The sequence below is a fragment of the Thalassolituus sp. UBA2590 genome (assembly GCF_002339775.1).
Lineage (GTDB): Bacteria > Pseudomonadota > Gammaproteobacteria > Pseudomonadales > Oceanobacteraceae > Thalassolituus.
The window spans coordinates 1-20,327 of sequence record NZ_DDKU01000169.1 but is presented as its reverse complement, the minus strand read 5'-3'; the positions used below and the strand labels follow the sequence as shown (position 1 = coordinate 20,327).

17 protein-coding genes and 1 pseudogene are annotated in these 20,327 nt (G+C 51.3%); 13 read left to right on the top strand and 5 right to left on the bottom strand.

Annotation, left to right across the window (positions count from 1 at the left end):
• Window positions 1-372: pseudogene (locus tag B2067_RS14175) on the top strand (23S rRNA pseudouridylate synthase B); the annotation flags it as partial.
• Between the two features lie 66 nt (window positions 373-438).
• Here B2067_RS14175 and B2067_RS14170 read toward each other — a convergent pair.
• The 5 genes from B2067_RS14170 to B2067_RS14150 all read right to left on the bottom strand — a co-directional run bounded on the left by B2067_RS14170 (window position 439) and on the right by B2067_RS14150 (window position 5,181).
• Window positions 439-1,425, bottom strand: coding sequence for a GGDEF domain-containing protein (locus tag B2067_RS14170; RefSeq protein ID WP_084188868.1), 987 nt, complete (start codon window positions 1,423-1,425; stop codon window positions 439-441).
• A gap of 203 nt (window positions 1,426-1,628) precedes the next feature.
• On the bottom strand, window positions 1,629-2,372 hold the full coding sequence (locus B2067_RS14165) for a YciK family oxidoreductase (protein WP_273091570.1): 744 nt from the start codon (window positions 2,370-2,372) through the stop codon (window positions 1,629-1,631).
• 68 nt (window positions 2,373-2,440) lie between these two features.
• The gene (locus B2067_RS14160) at window positions 2,441-3,097 is read right to left on the bottom strand and encodes an HAD family hydrolase (RefSeq protein WP_301388883.1); all 657 of its coding nucleotides are present in this window, start codon (window positions 3,095-3,097) and stop codon (window positions 2,441-2,443) included.
• Complete coding sequence (gene ubiG / locus B2067_RS14155; protein ID WP_297532151.1) at window positions 3,094-3,813, bottom strand: bifunctional 2-polyprenyl-6-hydroxyphenol methylase/3-demethylubiquinol 3-O-methyltransferase UbiG; 720 nt, start codon at window positions 3,811-3,813, stop codon at window positions 3,094-3,096. Before ubiG ends, B2067_RS14160 begins: the two co-directional genes overlap by 4 nt.
• Window positions 3,814-3,876: 63 nt before the next feature.
• Window positions 3,877-5,181, bottom strand: a complete 1,305-nt coding sequence (locus B2067_RS14150; RefSeq protein WP_301388882.1) for a TRZ/ATZ family hydrolase — start codon at window positions 5,179-5,181, stop codon at window positions 3,877-3,879.
• Window positions 5,182-5,443: 262 nt separating this feature from the next.
• Here B2067_RS14150 and gyrA point away from each other — a divergent pair, with 262 nt between their 5' ends.
• From gyrA to B2067_RS14090, 12 genes are all read left to right on the top strand, one after another.
• Complete coding sequence (gyrA, locus tag B2067_RS14145) at window positions 5,444-8,050, top strand: DNA gyrase subunit A (protein ID WP_301388881.1); 2,607 nt, start codon at window positions 5,444-5,446, stop codon at window positions 8,048-8,050.
• Window positions 8,047-9,207 (top strand): Wzz/FepE/Etk N-terminal domain-containing protein, encoded by a 1,161-nt coding sequence (locus B2067_RS14140; RefSeq protein WP_301388880.1) that lies wholly within the window; start codon window positions 8,047-8,049, stop codon window positions 9,205-9,207. Before gyrA ends, B2067_RS14140 begins: the two co-directional genes overlap by 4 nt.
• A 15-nt stretch (window positions 9,208-9,222) precedes the next feature.
• A complete protein-coding gene (serC, locus tag B2067_RS14135) occupies window positions 9,223-10,305 on the top strand; it encodes a 3-phosphoserine/phosphohydroxythreonine transaminase (RefSeq protein ID WP_301388878.1) in 1,083 nt (360 codons plus the stop codon).
• Window positions 10,306-10,316: 11 nt separating this feature from the next.
• Entirely contained in the window at window positions 10,317-11,411 is a 1,095-nt protein-coding gene (pheA, locus tag B2067_RS14130) for a prephenate dehydratase (RefSeq protein ID WP_301388877.1), read from the top strand.
• Window positions 11,412-11,419: 8 nt separating this feature from the next.
• Window positions 11,420-12,532, top strand: coding sequence for a histidinol-phosphate transaminase (gene hisC, locus B2067_RS14125; RefSeq protein ID WP_301388875.1), 1,113 nt, complete (start codon window positions 11,420-11,422; stop codon window positions 12,530-12,532).
• Window positions 12,529-14,769, top strand: coding sequence for a bifunctional prephenate dehydrogenase/3-phosphoshikimate 1-carboxyvinyltransferase (locus B2067_RS14120; RefSeq protein WP_301388874.1), 2,241 nt, complete (start codon window positions 12,529-12,531; stop codon window positions 14,767-14,769). The genes hisC and B2067_RS14120 overlap by 4 nt, the downstream gene beginning before the upstream one ends.
• Entirely contained in the window at window positions 14,759-15,448 is a 690-nt protein-coding gene (gene cmk / locus B2067_RS14115; protein WP_301388873.1) for a (d)CMP kinase, read from the top strand. The genes B2067_RS14120 and cmk overlap by 11 nt, the downstream gene beginning before the upstream one ends.
• A gap of 150 nt (window positions 15,449-15,598) precedes the next feature.
• Window positions 15,599-17,281 (top strand): 30S ribosomal protein S1, encoded by a 1,683-nt coding sequence (rpsA, locus tag B2067_RS14110; protein ID WP_068434477.1) that lies wholly within the window; start codon window positions 15,599-15,601, stop codon window positions 17,279-17,281.
• 170 nt (window positions 17,282-17,451) lie between these two features.
• Window positions 17,452-17,742, top strand: a complete 291-nt coding sequence (gene ihfB, locus B2067_RS14105; protein ID WP_068434480.1) for an integration host factor subunit beta — start codon at window positions 17,452-17,454, stop codon at window positions 17,740-17,742.
• 72 nt (window positions 17,743-17,814) lie between these two features.
• On the top strand, window positions 17,815-19,008 hold the full coding sequence (locus tag B2067_RS14100; protein WP_301388871.1) for a hypothetical protein: 1,194 nt from the start codon (window positions 17,815-17,817) through the stop codon (window positions 19,006-19,008).
• Complete coding sequence (pyrF, locus tag B2067_RS14095) at window positions 19,005-19,700, top strand: orotidine-5'-phosphate decarboxylase (RefSeq protein WP_301377493.1); 696 nt, start codon at window positions 19,005-19,007, stop codon at window positions 19,698-19,700. The genes B2067_RS14100 and pyrF overlap by 4 nt, the downstream gene beginning before the upstream one ends.
• 24 nt (window positions 19,701-19,724) lie before the next feature.
• Window positions 19,725-20,327, top strand: a 603-nt coding sequence (locus B2067_RS14090; protein ID WP_301388870.1) for a GDP-mannose 4,6-dehydratase, incomplete at its 3' end; no start/stop codon positions are given.

The following is a 20,327-nucleotide window of genomic DNA, read 5'->3' as shown; positions in this document are numbered from 1 at the left end:
GAGGGCGTGTTGCTCGAAGACGGCATGGCCAGCTTTACCGACGTTCGTTATTTTGATGGCGAAGGTCAGAATAAGTGGTATCACGTTGTTCTTATGGAAGGCCGTAACCGGGAAGTGCGTCGACTCTGGGAAAGCCAGGAAATTACGGTCAGCCGCCTGAAGCGTGTTCGTTATGGTTGTATCTTTATGCCAGCGAATGTCCCGGTCGGTACCTGGGTCGAGCTTGGGCAAAAAGAAGTGAACGATCTGTATGATCTGGTGGATCTGCGTCGTCGTACAGTGAAGAAGTTTGTTGGCAAAGAAAAAGAGCAGTATCTACGCCAGATGCGTCGTCAGAAAGTTCGCCAGACTGCGAGTCGCAGAAAGCGCTAATCGAGCCTCAGGTTCGCGCCAACCAGAAAAAAGCCGTGCAATGCACGGCTTTTTTAATCGGCTTATTCAGTGCCCATTAGCCTCCTGGTTTGGCTCTGGGCTAGGCTCCTCACTGACATCGCCCTGTCGGGTGTACTCGATATCAAGATCACTGATAACCCGGTTGCGACCGCTGTCCTTGGCAACATACAGCGCTGTATCGGCCCGAGATACGAGCTCTTCGGTATCATCGCTTGGCTGCAGTGTTGCACAACCAATACTGGCGGTGACCTGCAACTTGTCTTTTTTACCTGCAAAGGACAGCTGGCCAATGCCCATGCGAACGCGTTCGGCAATGCGTAAAGCGCCCGACTGATCTGCATTGCTGAGCATGATCAGAAACTCTTCACCGCCGTAGCGAAAACACATGTCGGTCTGGCGAATGCAGCCGGTCATGGCTTTAACGGCTTCTTTCAGTACTTTATCACCCATGCTGTGGCCAAACTCGTCGTTCACTTGCTTGAAGTGATCAAGGTCGAGCATCAGCACCGAGAGAGGTTGGTCGTGACGTTTGGAGAGTTCGACTTCGCGACTCAATGTTTTATCGAGCGCTACCCGGTTGCCGGCACCAGTGAGAGGGTCGCGGAAGGCAGCAGCTAATGCTTCATGGTATCGAAGCGCATTGCGCAACGGATAGACCAGTGTCGTCATTAAGCCTTCTATATTAGCGAGTTCATGTTCGCGGAAGCGAGTAGAGCGATGGAACGTCATATCACCCATGTAATCCTGTTGTGTCTGAAGTCGGTAGTTCGCGGTGTGCAGGCTGTTGCGCCCAACCGCTATTGTCGTATTGGTGGGCTCATGATGAAACGTCAGGCCGTCGACCAGAACCGCTTGCTGAATTTCTTCGAGAAAGATCTCGAGTAACTGACCTAATTCGAGCGTGGTCTGCAACTTGCCAGACAGGCGTAACAGCACCTCAGGGCGGATATCCGGTCGGGGTGCCAGATCCCCGAAAGGTGTAATGACCTTGTCGTCTCGCAGTTCCGCTCTGCCATTCATTGGGCTGACCATGAGCTACCTCATACATTGGTGATATCAATGTGAGGGAATAAGCGATTTCTGTGCCATAGTTTTAAAATCTTAAAAGTTGTTTTAAAACAATAGGTTATAAGATTTTTGGAAGTGGAGTGAAATTTAACGCCAGTTCATTGACGAAAAAAGCGGCAAAACTGAGCCAAATTGATGACTAAGTATGCCGCCCGGAAGGATGTCGTTTATTTTTGCTGAGCATCCAGGCTCTGCCCGTGCGTTCCTATTGAGGCTGGGCTCATCAGATGCAGGTAGAGATCCATGATTTCTGAGGCTGGTTTGACCGTCGCAGGGTTCTCAGCAGGATACGCTGCCGCCCGCATGCCGGTGCGTGTGGCGCCCGGATTGATGCAGTTGACGCGAATATCACTGGTATTCTCAAGCTCTTGTGCAGCGACCTGCATCAGGCCTTCTGTTGCAAACTTGGAGACAGAATACGCACCCCAATAGGCTCTGCCTTCACGCCCTACGCTGCTGGTGGTGTAGATCAGCGATGCGTCTGCGGGGGCTTCGCGGAGAAGAGGAATCAGGTGCTTAGTCAACAGGAATTGGCCGTTGACGTTGATGTTCATTACTTTCTGCCAGGTGTCCCAATGATAATTGTCGAGCATGGTGCGTTGCCCGAGAACTGATGCATTGAGTAACGCGCCGTCGAGATGCCCGAAGTGCGAGCCGATAAGCTGAGCCAGCTCGACAAAGAGGCTTTCGTCCTCTGATGCAAGGTCGAAGGGCAGTACGGCAGCCTGAGGCAGGCCTTCGGCCTCTATCAGGTCGTAGGTGTCATTCAGAGCCTCTTCCGTACGACCGAGCAACAGAACGGTCGCGCCAGCTCTGGCGTATGTCAGGGCGGCTTCGCGTCCGATACCGTAACCACCGCCTGTCACTAATATGACGCGATTCTTCAATGTTTGCTCTTTATCTGCGGTCATTTTCTGATTTCCGTTTGATTCTTTGATAACTCGTAAGGGTTCTGGGCGGCAAGAGTGGCAACTGCCGGTCAGGCTTTGCCGCTCAGAAGGGCCGTAATTTCATATGGATCGTTGACGTAATGGTCGGCTTGCCATGCTTGAGGATCTTCTGATTCTTCTATATAGCCAAATAGAGCGGCGATGCTGGTCATGCCCGCTGCTCTGGCGGCTTCGATATCGCGGATATGATCGCCGACATACCAGCAGGAAGATGGCTGAACCTCCATCATAGATGCACACAGCAACAAGCTGTCCGGGGCTGGCTTGGTTCTATGAACATCTTCAGGGCACACGACGAACTTACAGGCCAGTGGCATCCTCTCCAGAAGCAGGTCGGTGTAGAGCCGTGGTTTATTCGTGACGATACCCCAAGGAACAGAACCTTGTTCCAGTTTATTGAGTAGCTCAGAGAAGCCTTTAAACAGCTGTGCTTTGTCGCCTACGGTGTTCTCGTAGCGATCCAGCAAGCGTTGACGGTAGTCCTGAATATCCGGGTGGCTTCGGTCTATCTCCCAGGTAAGGCAGGCCAGTGCAACTCCACCATTGCTTACCTGCTCGCGGATCGTAGAATCAGCGAGCGCGGGCAGGCCTTCTTCCTCACGTAGAGAGTTCACGACACTGAAGAAATCTAAGGCCGTATCGACGAGGGTACCGTCAAGATCAAACAGAACAGCTTCGGGTGTCATGCGTCTTCCCGGCGGGTCGCAACGAGATAGTTCACGTCCACGTCCTGATCCTTGAGGCTGTATTCCTGCGTCAGCGGGTTGTAGACCATACCTGTCATATCAAGCACCGAGAGATCTGCCGCACGACACCAACGCGTCAGTTCGCTGGGTTTGATAAATTTATCGTAATCGTGCGTTCCTGCAGGAAGCATGCGCATGATGTACTCAGCGCCAATAATGGCCATTGCGTAGGCTTTCGGATTTCGATTAATGGTTGAGAAGAACACCATGCCTCCTGGTTTTACCAGTTTGTAGCAGGCCTGAATAATAGATGCTGGATCTGGCACGTGCTCAAGCATTTCAAGGCAGGTGACTACGTCGAACGAGGCGGGCATTTCTTCGGCGAGTTGCTCAACCGGTATTTGTTGATACTTCACACTGACGCCGCTTTCAAGCGCATGCAGCTTAGCGATATTCAGAGGCGCTTCGCCCATATCAATTCCGGTTACATCTGCGCCGCGTTGCGCCATGGCTTCACTGAGGATGCCGCCGCCACAGCCGACATCCAGTACCTTTTTACCCGCGAGAGAGGCGTGACGGTCAATGTAATTGGTACGCAGCGGGTTGATGTCGTGCAGTGGTTTGAATTCACTCTCACGATCCCACCAACGGGAGGCGAGAGCCTCAAACTTAGCAACTTCTGCACGATCTACATTCAGTTTTTTTAGTTCAGTCATAATATGTCCGCTGTTCTGTTACGCGTTAAGACCCAGCTCTGATATGCCCTTTGGTGGCATGTCTCAGGGTTGAATCTTGCTTTGCCATTGGCGTGTTTTTTCGAGAATCTGACTGGCGTCGATGGATGTCAGTTCACCCCGGCTCAATAGTGCTTTGCCGGCTACCCAGACGTATTCGGTGTAGCGGCTGCTGTCTGTGTATACAAGCTGTGACGCCGGATCGTAGAGCGGGCTCTGGGTCAGTTCGCTCATGCGCACGGCCTGTAGGTCTGCGTACTTTCCAGCCTCTATTGAACCAGTTAGTTCATCAATACCCAGCGCTTTGGCGCTGCCAGAGGTTGCCATTCTCAGTGCGGCCATCGCCGGGACGGCGGCGGCATCGTTAGCAACGGCTTTAGCGAGCATGGCGGCCGACTTCATTTCCCCCTGAATGTTCAGGTCGTTGTTGCTGGCCGCGCCGTCTGTGCCTAAGCCCAAATTAACGCCTTCGCTCAGGAGTGAGGCTACCGGACAAAAACCGCTGGCTAGTTTTAAGTTGGATTCCGGGCAGTGGACAACACTCGCGCCGGTCTGTTTGAGAATCTCGATATCGATATCGTTTATCTGAGTCATGTGAACACAACTGACACTTTCGTTGAGAAAACCCAGTTCTGCCAGTCTCTGGGTGGGACGCATTCCGCGCTCTTCAACGCTTTGGCTGACTTCAAATGCGGTTTCGTGAAGGTGAATCTGCACAGGCATCTGAAGCTGGCTGGCGGTGGTTGTTATCTCTTTCAGTGGTTCGTCTGACACTGTGTAGGGAGCGTGTGGACCAATGCCTACGTGAGCTAAAGGCTGGTGGCGGTATTTGCTGTGAACGTCCAGAGTTTTGCGAATGTACTCGTCGGCGTTCTGAGCAAAGTTCGTTGGGAAGTCCAGCACAGGCGTGAAGCTGACAGTCCTCATGCCCGCATCAATCGCTGCCTCAATGCTATCGCCTGAATAGAAATACATATCGGCAAAGGTCGTGGTGCCGCAACGCAGCATCTCTGCGATGGCAAGCTGAGTGCCCTGATACACAAAGTCTCCACTGACCCACTGCGCTTCTGCAGGCCAGATATGATCCTGAAGCCAGGTCATCAGGGGCAGGTCGTCGGCCAGGCCGCGGAAAAGAGACATGGCAGCATGTCCGTGCGCGTTGATATAGCCGGGCAGCAGAATATGGTCTTCCAGATTTATATGCTCTTTTGCTTCGGGGCCTTGCTCACTCTGGGGCTGTAGTCCGACAATCCGGCCTTCGGTCACGTATACCGAGTGGTTTTCCAATACTTCGTTGCTCTCGCCAAGGGGCAGTACCCAGCGAGCATCAATGCGCAGATCAGCCTGCATGGTGCTTCCTCATTCGCTTTGCTCGCGATTATAGCGAATGCAGAGGCCAGGGTGCGAACTGTTCCGCAAGGCTGACTGTTAATTGAACAGTAGGGAACGTCCGTTCAGAGGCGAAAACGCCTCAGAGAGCCATTGAGGAGCTCTCATTAGGTATCAGCACGATTTGTGGTATGATCGCAGCCCTTGTTTGTCGCTCTGTGAGCGGCAACTCCATTCAAAGGAAATCCGCCGCCGGCGGGAGAGAGTACAGGCCCAAGTTTATATGAGTGACTTAGCCAAAGAAGTTCTGCCAATTAATATTGAAGACGAGCTGCAGCAGTCGTACCTGGATTATGCGATGAGCGTAATTGTAGGGCGGGCTCTGCCTGATGTCAGGGATGGTCTTAAGCCTGTACACCGCCGCGTGTTGCACGCTATGAATATTCTCGGTAATGACTGGAATAAGCCTTACAAAAAGTCTGCGCGTGTTGTTGGTGATGTGATCGGTAAATACCACCCGCACGGTGACTCGGCGGTGTATGACACCATTGTTCGGATGGCTCAGGACTTCTCTATGCGCTATACCCTGGTCGACGGTCAGGGTAACTTCGGTTCGGTGGATGGTGACTCTGCTGCGGCGATGCGTTACACGGAAATCCGGATGGAAAAGATCAGTCATGAGATGCTGGCTGATATTGATAAAGAGACTGTTGACTGGGTGCCTAACTACGACGGTACTGAACAGATCCCAGAGGTACTTCCTACCCGCATTCCTAACTTGCTGGTGAATGGCTCTTCTGGTATCGCCGTTGGTATGGCGACGAATATCCCGCCTCATAACCTGACAGAAGTTCTGAATGGCTGTCTGGCTTTGATCGATGATCCGAATCTGACCGTCGATGATCTGATGGAATATATTCCAGGTCCGGATTTTCCAACAGCCGCATTTATTAACGGTCGTGATGGCATTGTTGAAGCGTACCGTACTGGCCGTGGTCGTATTTATCTGCGTGCTCGTCATCAGTTCGAAGAAGACGAGAAAAACGGCAAAGTATCCATCGTCTTCACCGAAATCCCATATATGGTTAACAAAGCTCGCCTGATCGAGAAGATCGCCGAGCTGGTTAAAGACAAGAAAATCGAAGGCATTACCGAACTGCGCGACGAGTCGGATAAAGACGGTATGCGTATCGTCGTTGAATTGCGTCGCGGTGAAATGCCTGAAGTCGTACTGAATAACCTGTTCGCTCAGACTCAGTTGCAGGGTGTATTCGGTATTAACACCGTTGCTCTCGTCGACGGGCAGCCTAAGACTCTGAACCTTAAGCAGTTGCTTGATGCGTTTGTTAAGCACCGCCGTGAAGTTGTTACAAGACGCACAATTTACGATCTGCGCAAAGCGCGTGAACGTGGCCATATTCTCGAAGGTCTTGCTCTGGCACTGGCGAATATTGATCCAGTGATTGAGCTGATTAAAAAGTCGCCTACAGCGGCCGAAGCGAAAGAGAGCCTGATTGCGGCGGCATGGGCGCCAGGCGATGTACTGGATATGCTGGAACGGGCAGGTGAAGATGCCTGTCGTCCAGATGACCTGCCAGAGGAGTACGGTTTCCGTGATGGTAAGTACCATCTGTCACCGGTTCAGGCTCAGGCGATTCTTGATCTGCGCCTGCAGAAGTTGACCGGCCTCGAGCATGAAAAGCTGATTGCTGAATATCAGCAGAAGCTTGAAGAAATTGCAGAATATCTCGAGATCCTGGGCAGTGCTGAGCGCCTGATGGAAGTGATTCGCGAAGAACTTGAGTTGATTCGTGAAGAATATGGTGATGAACGTCGTACAGAGATTATTGCGCAGAAGCGTGATCTTACTATGGCCGATCTGATTCCGGAGGAAACTCTGGTTCTCACGCTATCCCACACCGGCTATGCGAAGACTCAGCCGATGGATGCTTATCAGGCACAGAAGCGCGGCGGTAAAGGTAAGTCGGCGACGTCGATGAAGGATGAAGACTTCATCGAGCATCTTTTGGTTGTTAACAGTCATGACACCGTTCTCTGCTTTACCGATGCCGGTAAAGTGTATTGGTTGACGGTCTACGATATCCCTCAGGCTAGCCGCAACTCTCGCGGACGTCCTATTGTGAATGTGCTCAATCTGTCTTCTGAAGGCGAGCGCATCACTGCAATTTTGCCGGTGGAAGAATACCGTGATGACCTGTACGTCTTTATGGCCACGGCTCGCGGTACGGTTAAGAAAACTACATTGGATCAATTCAGTCGACCACGTTCATCGGGCCTGATTGCCTGTGAACTGGACGAAAATGACTGGCTGGTCGGTGTGGCTATCACTGACGGCCAGCAGGACATCCTGATGCTGAGCGATGCGGGTAAAGCAGTCCGCTTTAAAGAATCGGATGTTCGTGCCATGGGCCGGACCGCTCGCGGTGTGCGCGGTATCAAACTGGCGGAAGATCAGCGCGTTATTTCACTGATTGTCCCTGAGGAGAACGGCACGATTCTGACAGCATCTCAGCGCGGTTTCGGTAAGCGAACCAACGTCGAAGAGTTTCCGACGAAAGGGCGTGGTACGCAGGGCGTTATCGCTATGGTGACCAGCGAACGCAATGGCGCTCTCGTTGGAGCGGTTCAGGTCTTCAATGGTGATGAGGTCATGCTCGTCAGTGATCGCGGAACATTGGTAAGAACGCGTGTTGACGAAGTGTCAGTGCTGGGCCGGAATACGCAGGGGGTAACCCTGATTAAAGTCGCAGATAAAGAAAAATTGGTTGGTGTTGAGCGCATCTGTGATGAAGACGAAGCTGAGCTTCTTGACGGAGAGCAAGTGGACTCTGCGAACGACGTTGATTCTGATGGAGAAGAAGCTGAATGACTGAAAATATGAATCATCAGTCACATGATGACGAGATCGATTTGTTTGATCTCGTCGACGATATTCGTGATAAATGGTACTGGCTGGTGGGTAGTCTGCTGGCTGGTATCGCACTTGCAATGGCTTATGTGATGTCGGCGACGCCCGAATACCAGACCGAGGCGACCATTACTGAAGCAGCCCCGTCGGAGTTACTGCCTTTTAGTCAGGCAGCACTGCGAAATAGACTTACCCTTAGTGCGCCGGTTAAAGACGTACAAAATAATGGCGTCGGAGATGAGCCTGTTAGTTTGACGGATGAGGCTGTTTTTGAATTGGATGCTGAGGCTGCTTTTTCCAGTGCGCGTTCTGTACTTCGTTCCGCGTCTACAAGAAAAGCTTTTTATAATTTTCTGCTGAGTCAGTCTGATGAAAAGTTATTGCCACTGATTTCCTCGCCAGCGCTCACGGAAGAACAGAATCTCGCTAATTTTCTTACGCGGTTCTCATTCAGCGATCCAGGGAAGGGCGATTCAGACATCTACCTGACTATAAAGTTTAAGTTGGGCAGTAATGCCGAGCTAGCGCGGGATGTTCTGAATGACTACATCGCCTACGCGCTCATTCTTCATGAGAAGCGCGTCAGGAATGAGTTCGAGCGTAAGGTTTATGCTGAACTTGAGCTATACCAGACCTGGGTTGATAACTTCCGTAGGGTCTACGAATCGGAGAAAGCGCGCCAGATAGCCCGATTGGAAGAATCTGCTCAGATTGCTGCGAGCATCGGCCAGAAAAAACCGTTTTACAATACAAACGACGTGGTTGTGAGTAGCGAACCTCCTCTTTACATGATGGGAGAGCAAGCGCTCCGACAGGAAGCAGAATTACTGCGTAAACGTTCAGATTCTCCATCTGAAGATATTTTTGTACCGGGTCTTTCTGTCGTTAAGAATTCGATCTCAACTCTTGAGGGCATCGTCGTTAATTGGAACGAAGTTGAATTGGTCGACGTGGATCAGCCTGCACTCTTGCCATTGAAACCTGCTAAGCCCAAAAAGCTCCTTGTCGTAGCGTTGGGTGCCGTGGGTGGCACAATGTTCGGCTTGTTGGCTGCCTTGATTGCTGCGGCGTCTGCCAGGCACCTGAGACGTAATGAACGTAAACCTTTGCATTTTTAAGCGTGTAGAAAAATTATGAGTCGTATTTTTAATTTCTGTGCAGGACCGGCAGCGCTACCTACGGCAGTGCTGGAGCGTGCTGGAGCTGAGCTGGCGGACTGGCATGGCAAAGGCATGTCCATCATGGAAATGAGCCACCGCAGCAAAGAGTTTGTTGGTGTGGCCGAGAAAGCTGAGCAGGATCTCCGGGATTTAATGCTTATTCCGGATAACTACAAAGTTCTCTTTATGCAGGGTGGTGCTAGCAGTCAGTTCGCCATGGTGCCTATGAACTTGTTGCGCGGTAAGAGCACCGCTGACTACATTAATACCGGGCAGTGGTCGTCTAAGGCGATTAAGGAAGCGAAAAACTTCTGTACGGTGAATGTCGTGGCCTCGACGGAAGGAAATAATTTTACTTCTGCGCCTTCTCAGGCTGAGCTGAAACTCAACCCTGATGCGGCCTATGTTCATTACACTCCGAACGAAACCATTGGTGGCGTCGAGTTTGACTACATTCCTGATACGGGCGATGTGCCTTTGGTGGCGGATTATTCCTCGTCCATTCTTTCTGAAAAAATCGATGTGTCCAAGTTCGGATTAATCTACGCCGGTGCTCAGAAAAACATTGGTCCTGCTGGTTTATGTGTCGTTATTGTTCGCGAGGACTTGCTGGGAGATGTTATTGCTGGCACGCCAACGATGTTTGACTACAAAGTGGCTGCTGATAACGCATCTATGTACAACACGCCACCCACCTACAGCTGGTACCTTGCCGGTCTTGTATTCGCCTGGCTCAAGGAGCAGGGCGGCGTTGAAGGTATGGCCGGGATTAATCAGCGTAAGGCGGATCGTCTGTACAGTTTTATTGACGAGAATGATTTTTATGCGAATCCGGTTGCGAAGAACAATCGCTCCCGTATGAACGTTCCATTTACCCTTGCTGATGATGCGTTAGATAAGGTGTTTCTTGAAGAGAGCGAACAGGCAGGTCTTATGAATCTGGCTGGACATCGCAGTGTTGGTGGAATGCGTGCCAGCATTTACAACGCAGTGCCAGAAGAAGGCGTAGATGCATTGATTGCGTTTATGGCTGACTTCGCTAAACGTCACGGGTAACGGGTTGAATCATGAGTGAAGCACAGGAACTGGATAAGCTGCGTCGGCAGATAGATTCGCTGGATAAGCAGATTCAGGAACTGATTAATCAGCGCGCACAATGTGCCCAGGATGTCGCTGAAGTTAAGCAAAAGTACGCTTCTCCGGGGGAGAAGGTTGTATTTTACCGCCCAGAGCGAGAAGCTCAGGTTCTGCGCAAAGTCATGGACCGCAACCGGGGTCCTCTCGGGGATGAGTCAATGGCCCGGCTTTTCCGTGAGATCATGTCGCAGTGTCTTGCCTTGGAAGAACCGTTGCAGGTAGCCTACCTTGGCCCTGAAGGAACCTTCACGCAACAGGCGGCGGTAAAACACTTTGGTCATGCAGTGAACTGTGAAGGGCAAGTGTCTATTGCGGATGTCTTTCGTGAAGTGGCCAGTGGCGCCGCGAATTATGGTGTCGTCCCAGTAGAGAACTCCACTGAAGGTGTCGTCACCCACACGCTCGACAGTTTTTACGATTCCAATCTCCATATTTGCGGAGAAGTTACTTTGCGTATTCATCACCACTTATTGGTGAAGAGCGAAGATCAGCAGATCACACGCGTTTATTCTCATGCTCAGTCTCTGGGTCAGTGTCGGCGTTGGCTTGATCAGAATTTTCCTGCAAGCGTAGAGCGCATCGCGGTGAACTCGAACGCTGAAGCAGCGAGACGTGCGGCAGCAGAAGAAGGCGCAGCCGCGATTGCAGGTGAAGCGGCGGCGGAGTTGTATGAGCTCGTGACGCTCCATGCGAATATCGAAGACCGTCCGGATAATACGACCCGGTTTCTTATTATCGGTCGACAGGAAACGGGCCCTAGTGGCGATGATAAAACATCGATTATGGTTTCCAGCAGAAATCAGCCGGGTGCTTTGTATCAGGTACTTGCTCCGTTTCACGAAGCTGACGTTAGCTTAACGCGCATAGAAACTCGTCCAGACCCTTCAGGTACCTGGAATTATCTTTTCTTTATTGATTTTGAAGGCCATTGCGACGACGAGGTGATATCCCCCTTATTGCAACGGCTGCGTGATGTAGCGACAGATTATAAATGGCTCGGCTCATACCCTAAGGCCGTGCTTTGAGGTGAATAATGGCAATTAATTTCTCTGAACTCGCAGTTGAAGGGGTTCGCTCCCTTAAGCCCTACCAGCCAGGTAAGCCTATTGATGAGCTTGCCCGGGAACTTGGTCTGAACGAGTCAGATATTGTTAAACTCGCGAGTAATGAAAATCCGATGGGCCCGAGCCCTGCGGCTCTGGAGGCGATTCGTCGCGAAACAGCTGAATTGCATCGTTACCCTGATGGTGCGGGTTTTGTCCTGAAGAAAACCCTGAGCGATAAACTGAATGTTCGCTCCGAGCAGATTACTCTGGGCAACGGCTCAAGTGATATTCTCGATTTTATTGTCCGGGTGTTTGTGAACGACGGTGACAACGTTGTCGTGTCTCAGCATGCGTTTGCTATATATGGTTTGGTCGCGCGGACGGTAGGTGCCGATTGTATCGCCGTACCTGCGAAAGACTTTGGCCATGACCTTGAAGCAATGCTGGGTGCAATTAATGAACGCACCCGTATTGTGTTTGTGACGAACCCTAATAATCCGACAGGCACCTGGAATCATCGCGACGAGTTGATTGGGTTTCTGAATAAGGTGCCAGAGAACGTCATCGTTTTGCTGGACGAGGCGTATTTTGAGTACGTCCATGAAGCCGATTACCCGAATGGTATTGAGCTTCTGGATCAGTATCCGAATCTGGTGGTAACCCGTACTTTCTCAAAAGCATACGGTCTGGCGTCTCTTCGAGTCGGTTATGGGGTTTCCAGCCCTGAACTGGCAGACTTGATGAATAGGGTCCGCCCTCCGTTCAACGTTGATTCTTTTGCTCTCGCTGCAGCTAACGCGGCGATGCTGGATGAGGAATACGTGCGGGAAAGTATTGCGCTTAACGATCGCGGCATGAGTTATCTGACTTCCTCTTTTGATGACTTGGGCCTTTCTTATATTCCATCTGTCGGTAACTTTATTAGTTTCCGCGTGCCGGATGGTGTAGAAGCGATGGAAGTATACTCCGGCTTACTCAAGCAGGGAGTTATCGTTCGTCCTGTTGCGAACTACGAGATGCCAGAGTACCTCCGGGTATCAATCGGTACTGAGTCGGAAAATGAGACATTCATACGTGCGTTACAGAAGGTGCTGGCTTGAGCAGCAAACTTCTGATTCCTCGTGTTGCCGTCATCGGATTAGGGCTGATTGGCTGCTCCTGGATTAAGGGCCTCAGGGTTCGTGGTTGCCTGGAAGAGGTTCGTGGGTATGACCGCAATCTCGATTCTATGCAGCTGGCATTATCCGAGGGCCTGATTGACGCTTACAGTGAAAATATCGCTGATGTTGTCAGAGATGCTGACCTTATCATCATCTCTGTGCCTATCATGGCAGTTAAGAGTGTGCTTGAAGCGGTGCGGGATCATATTTCCGAGACTGCAGTATTAACGGACGTTGGCTCTGTAAAGGGGGCCGTTGCTTCCGATGTTGCAGCGGTACTTGGCGCGAATTTCTCCCGCTTTGTATTGGGACATCCGATCGCAGGCTCAGAGAAGAGCGGTGTGATGGCTGCAAATGAGCATCTTTATGTTCATCATAAGGTCATTATTACCCCGCAGGATCATACAGATAAAGACGCACTGGCGTTGGTGCGCAGCGCATGGCAGGCTGTCGGTGCCGACCTTGAGCATATGTCGGTAGATCATCACGATGAAGTACTGGCAGCGACCAGTCATTTGCCGCATCTTCTGGCCTATTCGCTGGTTGATACTCTGGCGAACAGCCACGAGAACAAAGAGATTTTTAATTACGCTGCGGGCGGCTTTCGCGACTTTACCCGAATTGCTGCCAGTAGCCCGGTCATGTGGCGCGATATTTTTGCTGCCAACAAAGACCACTTGCTGAAGACGCTGGACCTCTTCAGTCACGACCTTTCTTCTTTACGGGCTGCGGTTGAGCAGGGCGATGCCACCACCTTGATGGGTGTGCTGACCCGTGCGAAAGCAGCTCGAGACCATTTTTCTAAAATACTTGCCCGTCGGGCCTATGTTGAACCTATGAAAACAGCTTCTATTTCTTACATCGCTAATCCAGGCAAAGCTCTGTCGGGTAGTTTCCGGGTGCCCGGAGACAAGTCCATTTCACACCGTTCAATCATGCTGGGTTCACTGGCGAATGGTACGACTGAAGTGACGGGCTTCCTTGAAGGTGAAGACAGCCTGGCAACGCTGCAGGCGTTCCGCGATATGGGCGTAGTGATCGAAGGACCACATCGCGGTCGAGTGACAATTCACGGTGTCGGGCTACACGGTCTCCAATCTCCGCCTAACGCGCTCTATCTCGGCAACTCGGGGACATCAATGCGCCTGCTCGCAGGTCTTATGGCCGGGCAATCTTTCGATGTTGAGATGAGCGGTGATGAGTCTCTTTCTAAACGCCCTATGGGGCGGGTTGCTGATCCTTTGGCCCTGATGGGGGCTATTGTTGATACAGCTGAAGGCGGTCGACCGCCCTTGAAAGTTAAAGGTGGCAGTGACCTGAAAGGCATTCACTATGATTTGCCAATGGCCAGTGCGCAGGTAAAAAGTTGTGTATTGCTGGCGGGGCTGTATGCCGAGGGTGAAACCTCAGTTACTGAGCCTGCACCGACTCGTGACCATACCGAGCGTATGTTGCGTGGCTTTGGTTATGACGTTATCACCGAAGGCAACAAAGTGACGCTGCGTTCAGGCGGCGAGCTCACGGCAACCGAAATAGACGTGCCTTCTGATATCTCCTCGGCGGCCTTCTTTATGGTGGGCGCCAGTATCATGCCGGGTTCTGATATTACGCTGGAGCACGTGGGTATTAACCCAACGCGTGTCGGAGTGATTAATATTCTGCGAGCCATGGGCGGTAGTATCGATGTTCTGAATGAGCGTGAAGTCGGCGGCGAGCCCGTTGCTGATATCCGCATCCGTTCAGCTCAACTGAAAGGCATTCATATCCCTGAAGATCAGGTGCCTCTGGCGATTGATGAATTCCCAGCGATCTTTGTTGCCGCAGCGTGTGCTGAGGGCGAGACGGTTCTGACAGGAGCTGAGGAATTACGCGTTAAAGAGAGCGATCGTATCCAGGCGATGGTTGATGGTCTGGTAACACTGGGCGTGAATGCAGTCGGTACAGAAGATGGGGCTGTGATTCAGGGGTTTGGCCCTGAAGGTAGTTTCGGTGGTGGTGAGATTGATAGTCAGCATGACCATCGAATTGCTATGAGCTTCGCCATGGCGTCCCTACGCGGGTCTGCACCTATTGTTATTCGCGACTGTGCCAATGTTGCTACGTCATTCCCGGGTTTTGTCGAGTTATCTGCCAACGCTGGTCTTGAATTGGTCGTTGAAGGTGGTGATGGTGAGTAACGCAGCACAACCAATCGTGATCACGGTTGACGGTCCATCAGGCGCTGGAAAAGGCACGGTCTGTGCCATTCTTGCTGAAGCCCTGGGTTGGCACCTCCTTGATAGTGGTGCTCTGTACCGTATTACCGGGCTGGCTTCAGATCGCAGAGGCATCGCTCTGGATAGCGAAGAGCTGGTTGCTGATGTAGCTGCTAACCTTGATGTGCGATTCATCCCAACTGGGTCCGGTGTGCAGGTCATTCTCGAAGGGGATGATGTCACCACGACGATCCGGACTGAGGAGGTGGGTAGTCTTGCTTCGCAAGTTGCTGCGTTGCCGAAAGTCCGTGAAGCACTCCTGCAGCGGCAGCGTGACTTTCGCCAGGCGCCCGGATTGATCGCCGACGGTCGTGACATGGGGACTGTCGTATTCACTGATGCCCAGATTAAAGTCTTCCTTACGGCGTCGGCCGAAGAACGCGGTCAGCGTCGCTATAAACAGTTGACTGAGAAGGGCATTGATGCTAGTTTGCCCGCCCTTATCGAAGACATCCGGGTTCGTGATGAGCGTGATAGCAACAGAGCTGTCGCTCCGTTACGCCCAGCGAGTGACGCGACAGTGATCGACAGTACCTCTCTTTCTATCGAAGAAGTACGTGAAGAGATCCTTTCGCTGGTCCGCCAAGTAGGACTGATCTGAGATTAAAACCTCTGTATCTGCCAGCTTCCCGAAGGAAGTCGGTACGGAGTGTTTTATTATTAACTAACCCCAGATGCTGGCAGTCTGGTCAGCGCTTACTGTTTATCCGATGGCGGATAGCAGCGCGTTTTATGAGACAGGTGTATATACATGAGCGAAAGCTTTGCTGATCTATTTGAAGAATCCCTTAAAGAACTGGACATGCAGCCAGGTTCAATCGTTGCTGGTACCGTTGTTGATATCGACAGCGATTGGGTGACGGTTAACTCAGGCCTGAAGTCGGAAGCTGTTATTCCGCGCAGCCAGTTCCTGAACGAAAAAGGCGAACTGGAAGTTGCTGTTGGCGACGAAACCTTCGTCTCACTGGAAGCTGTAGAAGATGGCTTCGGTGAAACCAAACTGTCTCGTGAAAAAGCTAAGCGCGCTGAGAGCTGGAAAGAGCTGGAAAAAGCCTTCGAAGCTGATGAAATGGTTACTGGTGTTATCAACGGTAAGGTCAAAGGTGGCTTTACTGTTGAACTGAAGAACATCCGTGCGTTCCTGCCAGGTTCTCTGGTTGACGTTCGTCCAGTACGCGATACCGCGCACTTGGAAGGCAAGGAACTCGAATTCAAAGTGATCAAGCTCGACGCTAAGCGTAACAACGTTGTTGTTTCACGTCGTGCCGTTCTGGAAGCTGCTAACAGCCAGGAACGTGAAGAGCTGCTGGCTAACCTGCAGGAAGGTCAGTCTGTTAAAGGTATCGTTAAGAATCTGACCGACTACGGCGCGTTCGTAGATCTGGGCGGTGTTGACGGTCTGCTGCACATCACCGACATGGCGTGGAAGCGCATCAAGCACCCAAGCGAAATCGTTGCTGTTGGTGACGAGATCGACGTTAAAGTACTGAAGTTTGACCGTGAGCGTAACCGCGTATCTCTGGGTCTGAAGCAGCTGGGTGATGATCCATGGGTTAACATCAACGACCGTTACCCAGAAAACGCCCGTGTTAAAGCACGCGTTACAAACCTGACTGACTACGGCTGCTTCGCTGAGCTGGAAGAAGGTGTTGAAGGTCTGGTTCACGTTTCTGAAATGGACTGGACTAACAAGAACATTCACCCAAGCAAAGTCGTTCAGGTTGGCGACGAAGTTGAAGTGATGATTCTGGACATCGACGAAGAGCGTCGTCGTATTTCTCTGGGTATCAAGCAGTGCACCATGAACCCATGGGAAGAGTTCGGTACTAAGTTCAACAAAGGCGATAAGATTTCTGGCAAGATCAAGTCAATCACTGACTTCGGTATCTTCATCGGTCTGGACGGTGGTATTGACGGTCTGGTTCACCTGTCTGATATCTCTTGGAACGATACTGGCGAAGACGCAGTTCGTAACTACAAGAAAGGCGACGAGCTGGAAACCGTTATCCTGTCTATCGATCCAGAGCGTGAGCGTATCTCTCTGGGCGTGAAGCAGCTTGAAAGCGATCCGTTCTCTGAGTTTGTAGCTGAAAACGACAAGGGCACTATCGTTACTGGTAAAGTGATTGCAGTTGACGCTAAAGCAGCAACTGTTGAAATTGCTGAAGGTGTTGAAGCAACTCTGCGTGCTTCAGAAATCAGCCAGGATAAAGTTGAAGACGCGCGTAATGCACTGAACGAAGGCGACAGCGTTGAAGCTGCAATCACCTCCGTTGATCGCAAGAACCGCACTATCAGCCTGTCTGTTAAGGCAAAAGATTCAGTGGCTGATAAAGAAGCTCTGAAAGAGCAGCGTGCTAAAGCAGAAGCTGAAATGACTGGTCCTACCACCATTGGTGACCTGCTGAAAGAGCAGCTGCGCGGTAAGGAGTAATCCTTCACCCCGTGCTAAAGAAACCCGCTCCGGCGGGTTTTTTTGTGCCTAAATACTTTGGATTGCTCACAATTGACCGTTTCTTGAGCTTGCGACTTGCAAAATTCATAAGCTAACTGCATGATTTAACTGGAATTATCCAAAAGCTTCGTTCTCAAGGAGGGAATGCAGTGACGAAATCCGAGTTAATAGAGAGAATCGTCAGTCGTCAGCCGCAGTTGTCAGCGAAAGATGTTGAGCTGGCGGTCAAGACGTTGTTGGATCATATGTCCCAGACCTTGTCTTCGGGAGACCGTATTGAAATACGGGGCTTTGGCAGTTTCTCGCTTCACTATCGAGCGCCGCGGGTTGGTCGCAATCCTAAGACTGGTGAGACTGTCGAGCTGCAAGGAAAGTTCGTTCCGCATTTCAAACCTGGAAAGGAGCTCAGGGATCAGGTGAATGATAGTATGGCTGTGTGACTTCTCCGCCTGCTGGACTTAACCAGCTATCGCTGGTCCAAACTCTGAATCTATACGAAGTACACACCAATCATGCTGTCAGCTGAACTGTTCGACACGGCACTCCTTTATATCCTTCTACTCGCAGCAGTGGCGCTGGGTTGGACGCTTGGTTATCGCTATGCGCAACAAGGTAAGAAAGTAAATTATCCGGATTGGATTCCTTCCGTCGATTACTTACTTGCCGAGAGCAACGATGCCGCTCTCGAAAAGCTTATAAAAATAGACCAGATGGACGATGAGTCTATTGATTTGCTTCTGAAGCTTGGTAAGAGCCTTCGTGATAAAGGCGAGCTCGACCGGGCCATGCACCTCCATCAGAAACTTTTTGCCCGCGCGGATCTGGAGCGCAGTGCCCTGTACGCGATTCAGTTTGAATTGGCCTGTGATTACTCGGCAGCAGGGTTGCTTGATCGTGCAGAGCGCATATTGCGTGAGCTACTTGCTGCAAAAGGGCGCAATTCAGATCGAGCTGCGACACTGTTGATAGAACTCCTTGAAGAAGAGGGCGAGTGGAGCAATATCCTCGAACTCTACGAGGATAAAAAACTCCCTGCTACTGCTCGTCTGAATCGTCGAGTGTCTCACGCTGTTTGTGAGCTGGCAGAGAGAGCGCTCAAAAAGTCCGACTTCCTTGAGGTTCAGCTGCTCTGTAAGCAAGCACTTAAAATAGACTCGGCCTGTGCTCGTGCTTACGTCGTTCAGGGAGATCTTGCGTTTGGCCAGAACGAGTATCGGGAAGCTGTGCGCTGCTATCTGAAGGCGGCAGAAATCGACGAAAGCAGCGTTGTCAGTGTTGTTGAGCGAATTACAGAAGCTTTCAGTATCAGTGGTGATAAAGAAGGTCTGAAAACGCATCTTCATGATCAGTGGGCCAGGACCGGGTACGTGCCCGCCCTCATGGCGTCCATGGGGGTTGTTGTTACACAGGGGGCCCCCGAAGAAGCAGTAAGCAGGATTCTTGATGAGCTCAGGCTGCGTCCCTCGAACCAAGGGTTCCTGGCACTTGCTGAGCTCGTTGTTACGCAGCGTCAGCAGCTCGACAAGTCGCAGTTGTTACAGCTCTATGATATTCTCCGCGGCATCGTTGCAGTCGAACCAAAATTCGTCTGTTCTAATTGCGGATTTAAGGCGAAGGAACCGCATTGGCGCTGCCCAAGTTGTAAGGACTGGGCAAGCATTAGGCCATTCGTACCGTCGCCTGCTCAGAAAAAGCCAGATATATGACTACAACCTCACCTATTGTTGTCGCGCTAGACTTCCCCGATATGAAACAGGCATTGTCGATGGCAGATCAGCTCGATCCGTCTTTGTGCCGCGTCAAAGTAGGTAAGGAGCTCTATACCGCCACCGGTCCTGCTATTCTGGAAGAGCTTCATAAGCGAAATTACGAAGTATTTCTTGACCTTAAGTTTCACGACATCCCGAATACCTGCGCCAAAGCCGTAGGGGTTGCTGCCGACCTGGGTGTCTGGATGGTCAATGTTCATGCCTCTGGTGGCCAACGAATGATGGAAGCCGCCCGCAACGAACTAGAAAAGAAATCGCACAAGCCACTACTGATCGGTGTGACCGTCCTTACCTCAATGGAACAAAGTGATCTTGCAGGAATAGGTTTGGATGTTGAACCGATGAAGCAAGTTGAGCGATTAGCGAAGCTTACTCAATCATCTGGGCTGGATGGTGTGGTCTGTTCGGCTCGTGAGGTTGCTCTCATCCGGGATGTATGCGGTCCAGAATTCCTTACTGTTACGCCGGGAATACGACCCGAAGGTTCTGATGTAGGCGATCAGAAACGCGTTATGACGCCGAAGCAGGCGGTTGACGCTGGCGTGGATTATATGGTGATTGGCAGGCCCATTACTGAAGCTGCACATAGTGGGTGTGCACTTGAAACGATAGCAGGCGAAGTGGCCTAAAAGAATTTAGTTGTGGAAAGAAAAATGACGGATAAAAAAGTTGCACTCATCACCGGCGTTACCGGTCAGGATGGTTCTTACCTAGCAGAGTTCCTGCTTGAAAAAGGCTACGAAGTCCACGGTATCAAGCGTCGTGCCTCACTGTTTAATACTGAGCGTGTGGATCACATCTATCAGGATCCGCACGAAGAAAACGTGAATTTTCACCTGCATTACGGTGATCTGACAGACTCTTCTAACCTGACGCGTATCCTCAAAGAAGTACAGCCGGACGAAGTATACAACCTGGGCGCACAGTCTCACGTTGCTGTTTCCTTCGAGTCACCGGAATACACGGCTGATGTCGATGCAATGGGAACGTTGCGTCTGCTTGAGGCGATTCGTTTCTTAGGGCTTGAGAAGAAAACGCGCTTCTATCAGGCTTCTACCTCTGAGCTGTATGGTCTGGTGCAGGAAATCCCTCAGAAGGAGACCACACCTTTCTATCCCCGCTCTCCATACGCCGTTGCAAAAATGTACGCGTACTGGATTACGGTAAATTATCGTGAGTCATACGGTATGTACGCCTGTAATGGCATTCTGTTTAACCACGAATCTCCACGTCGTGGCGAAACCTTCGTTACCCGT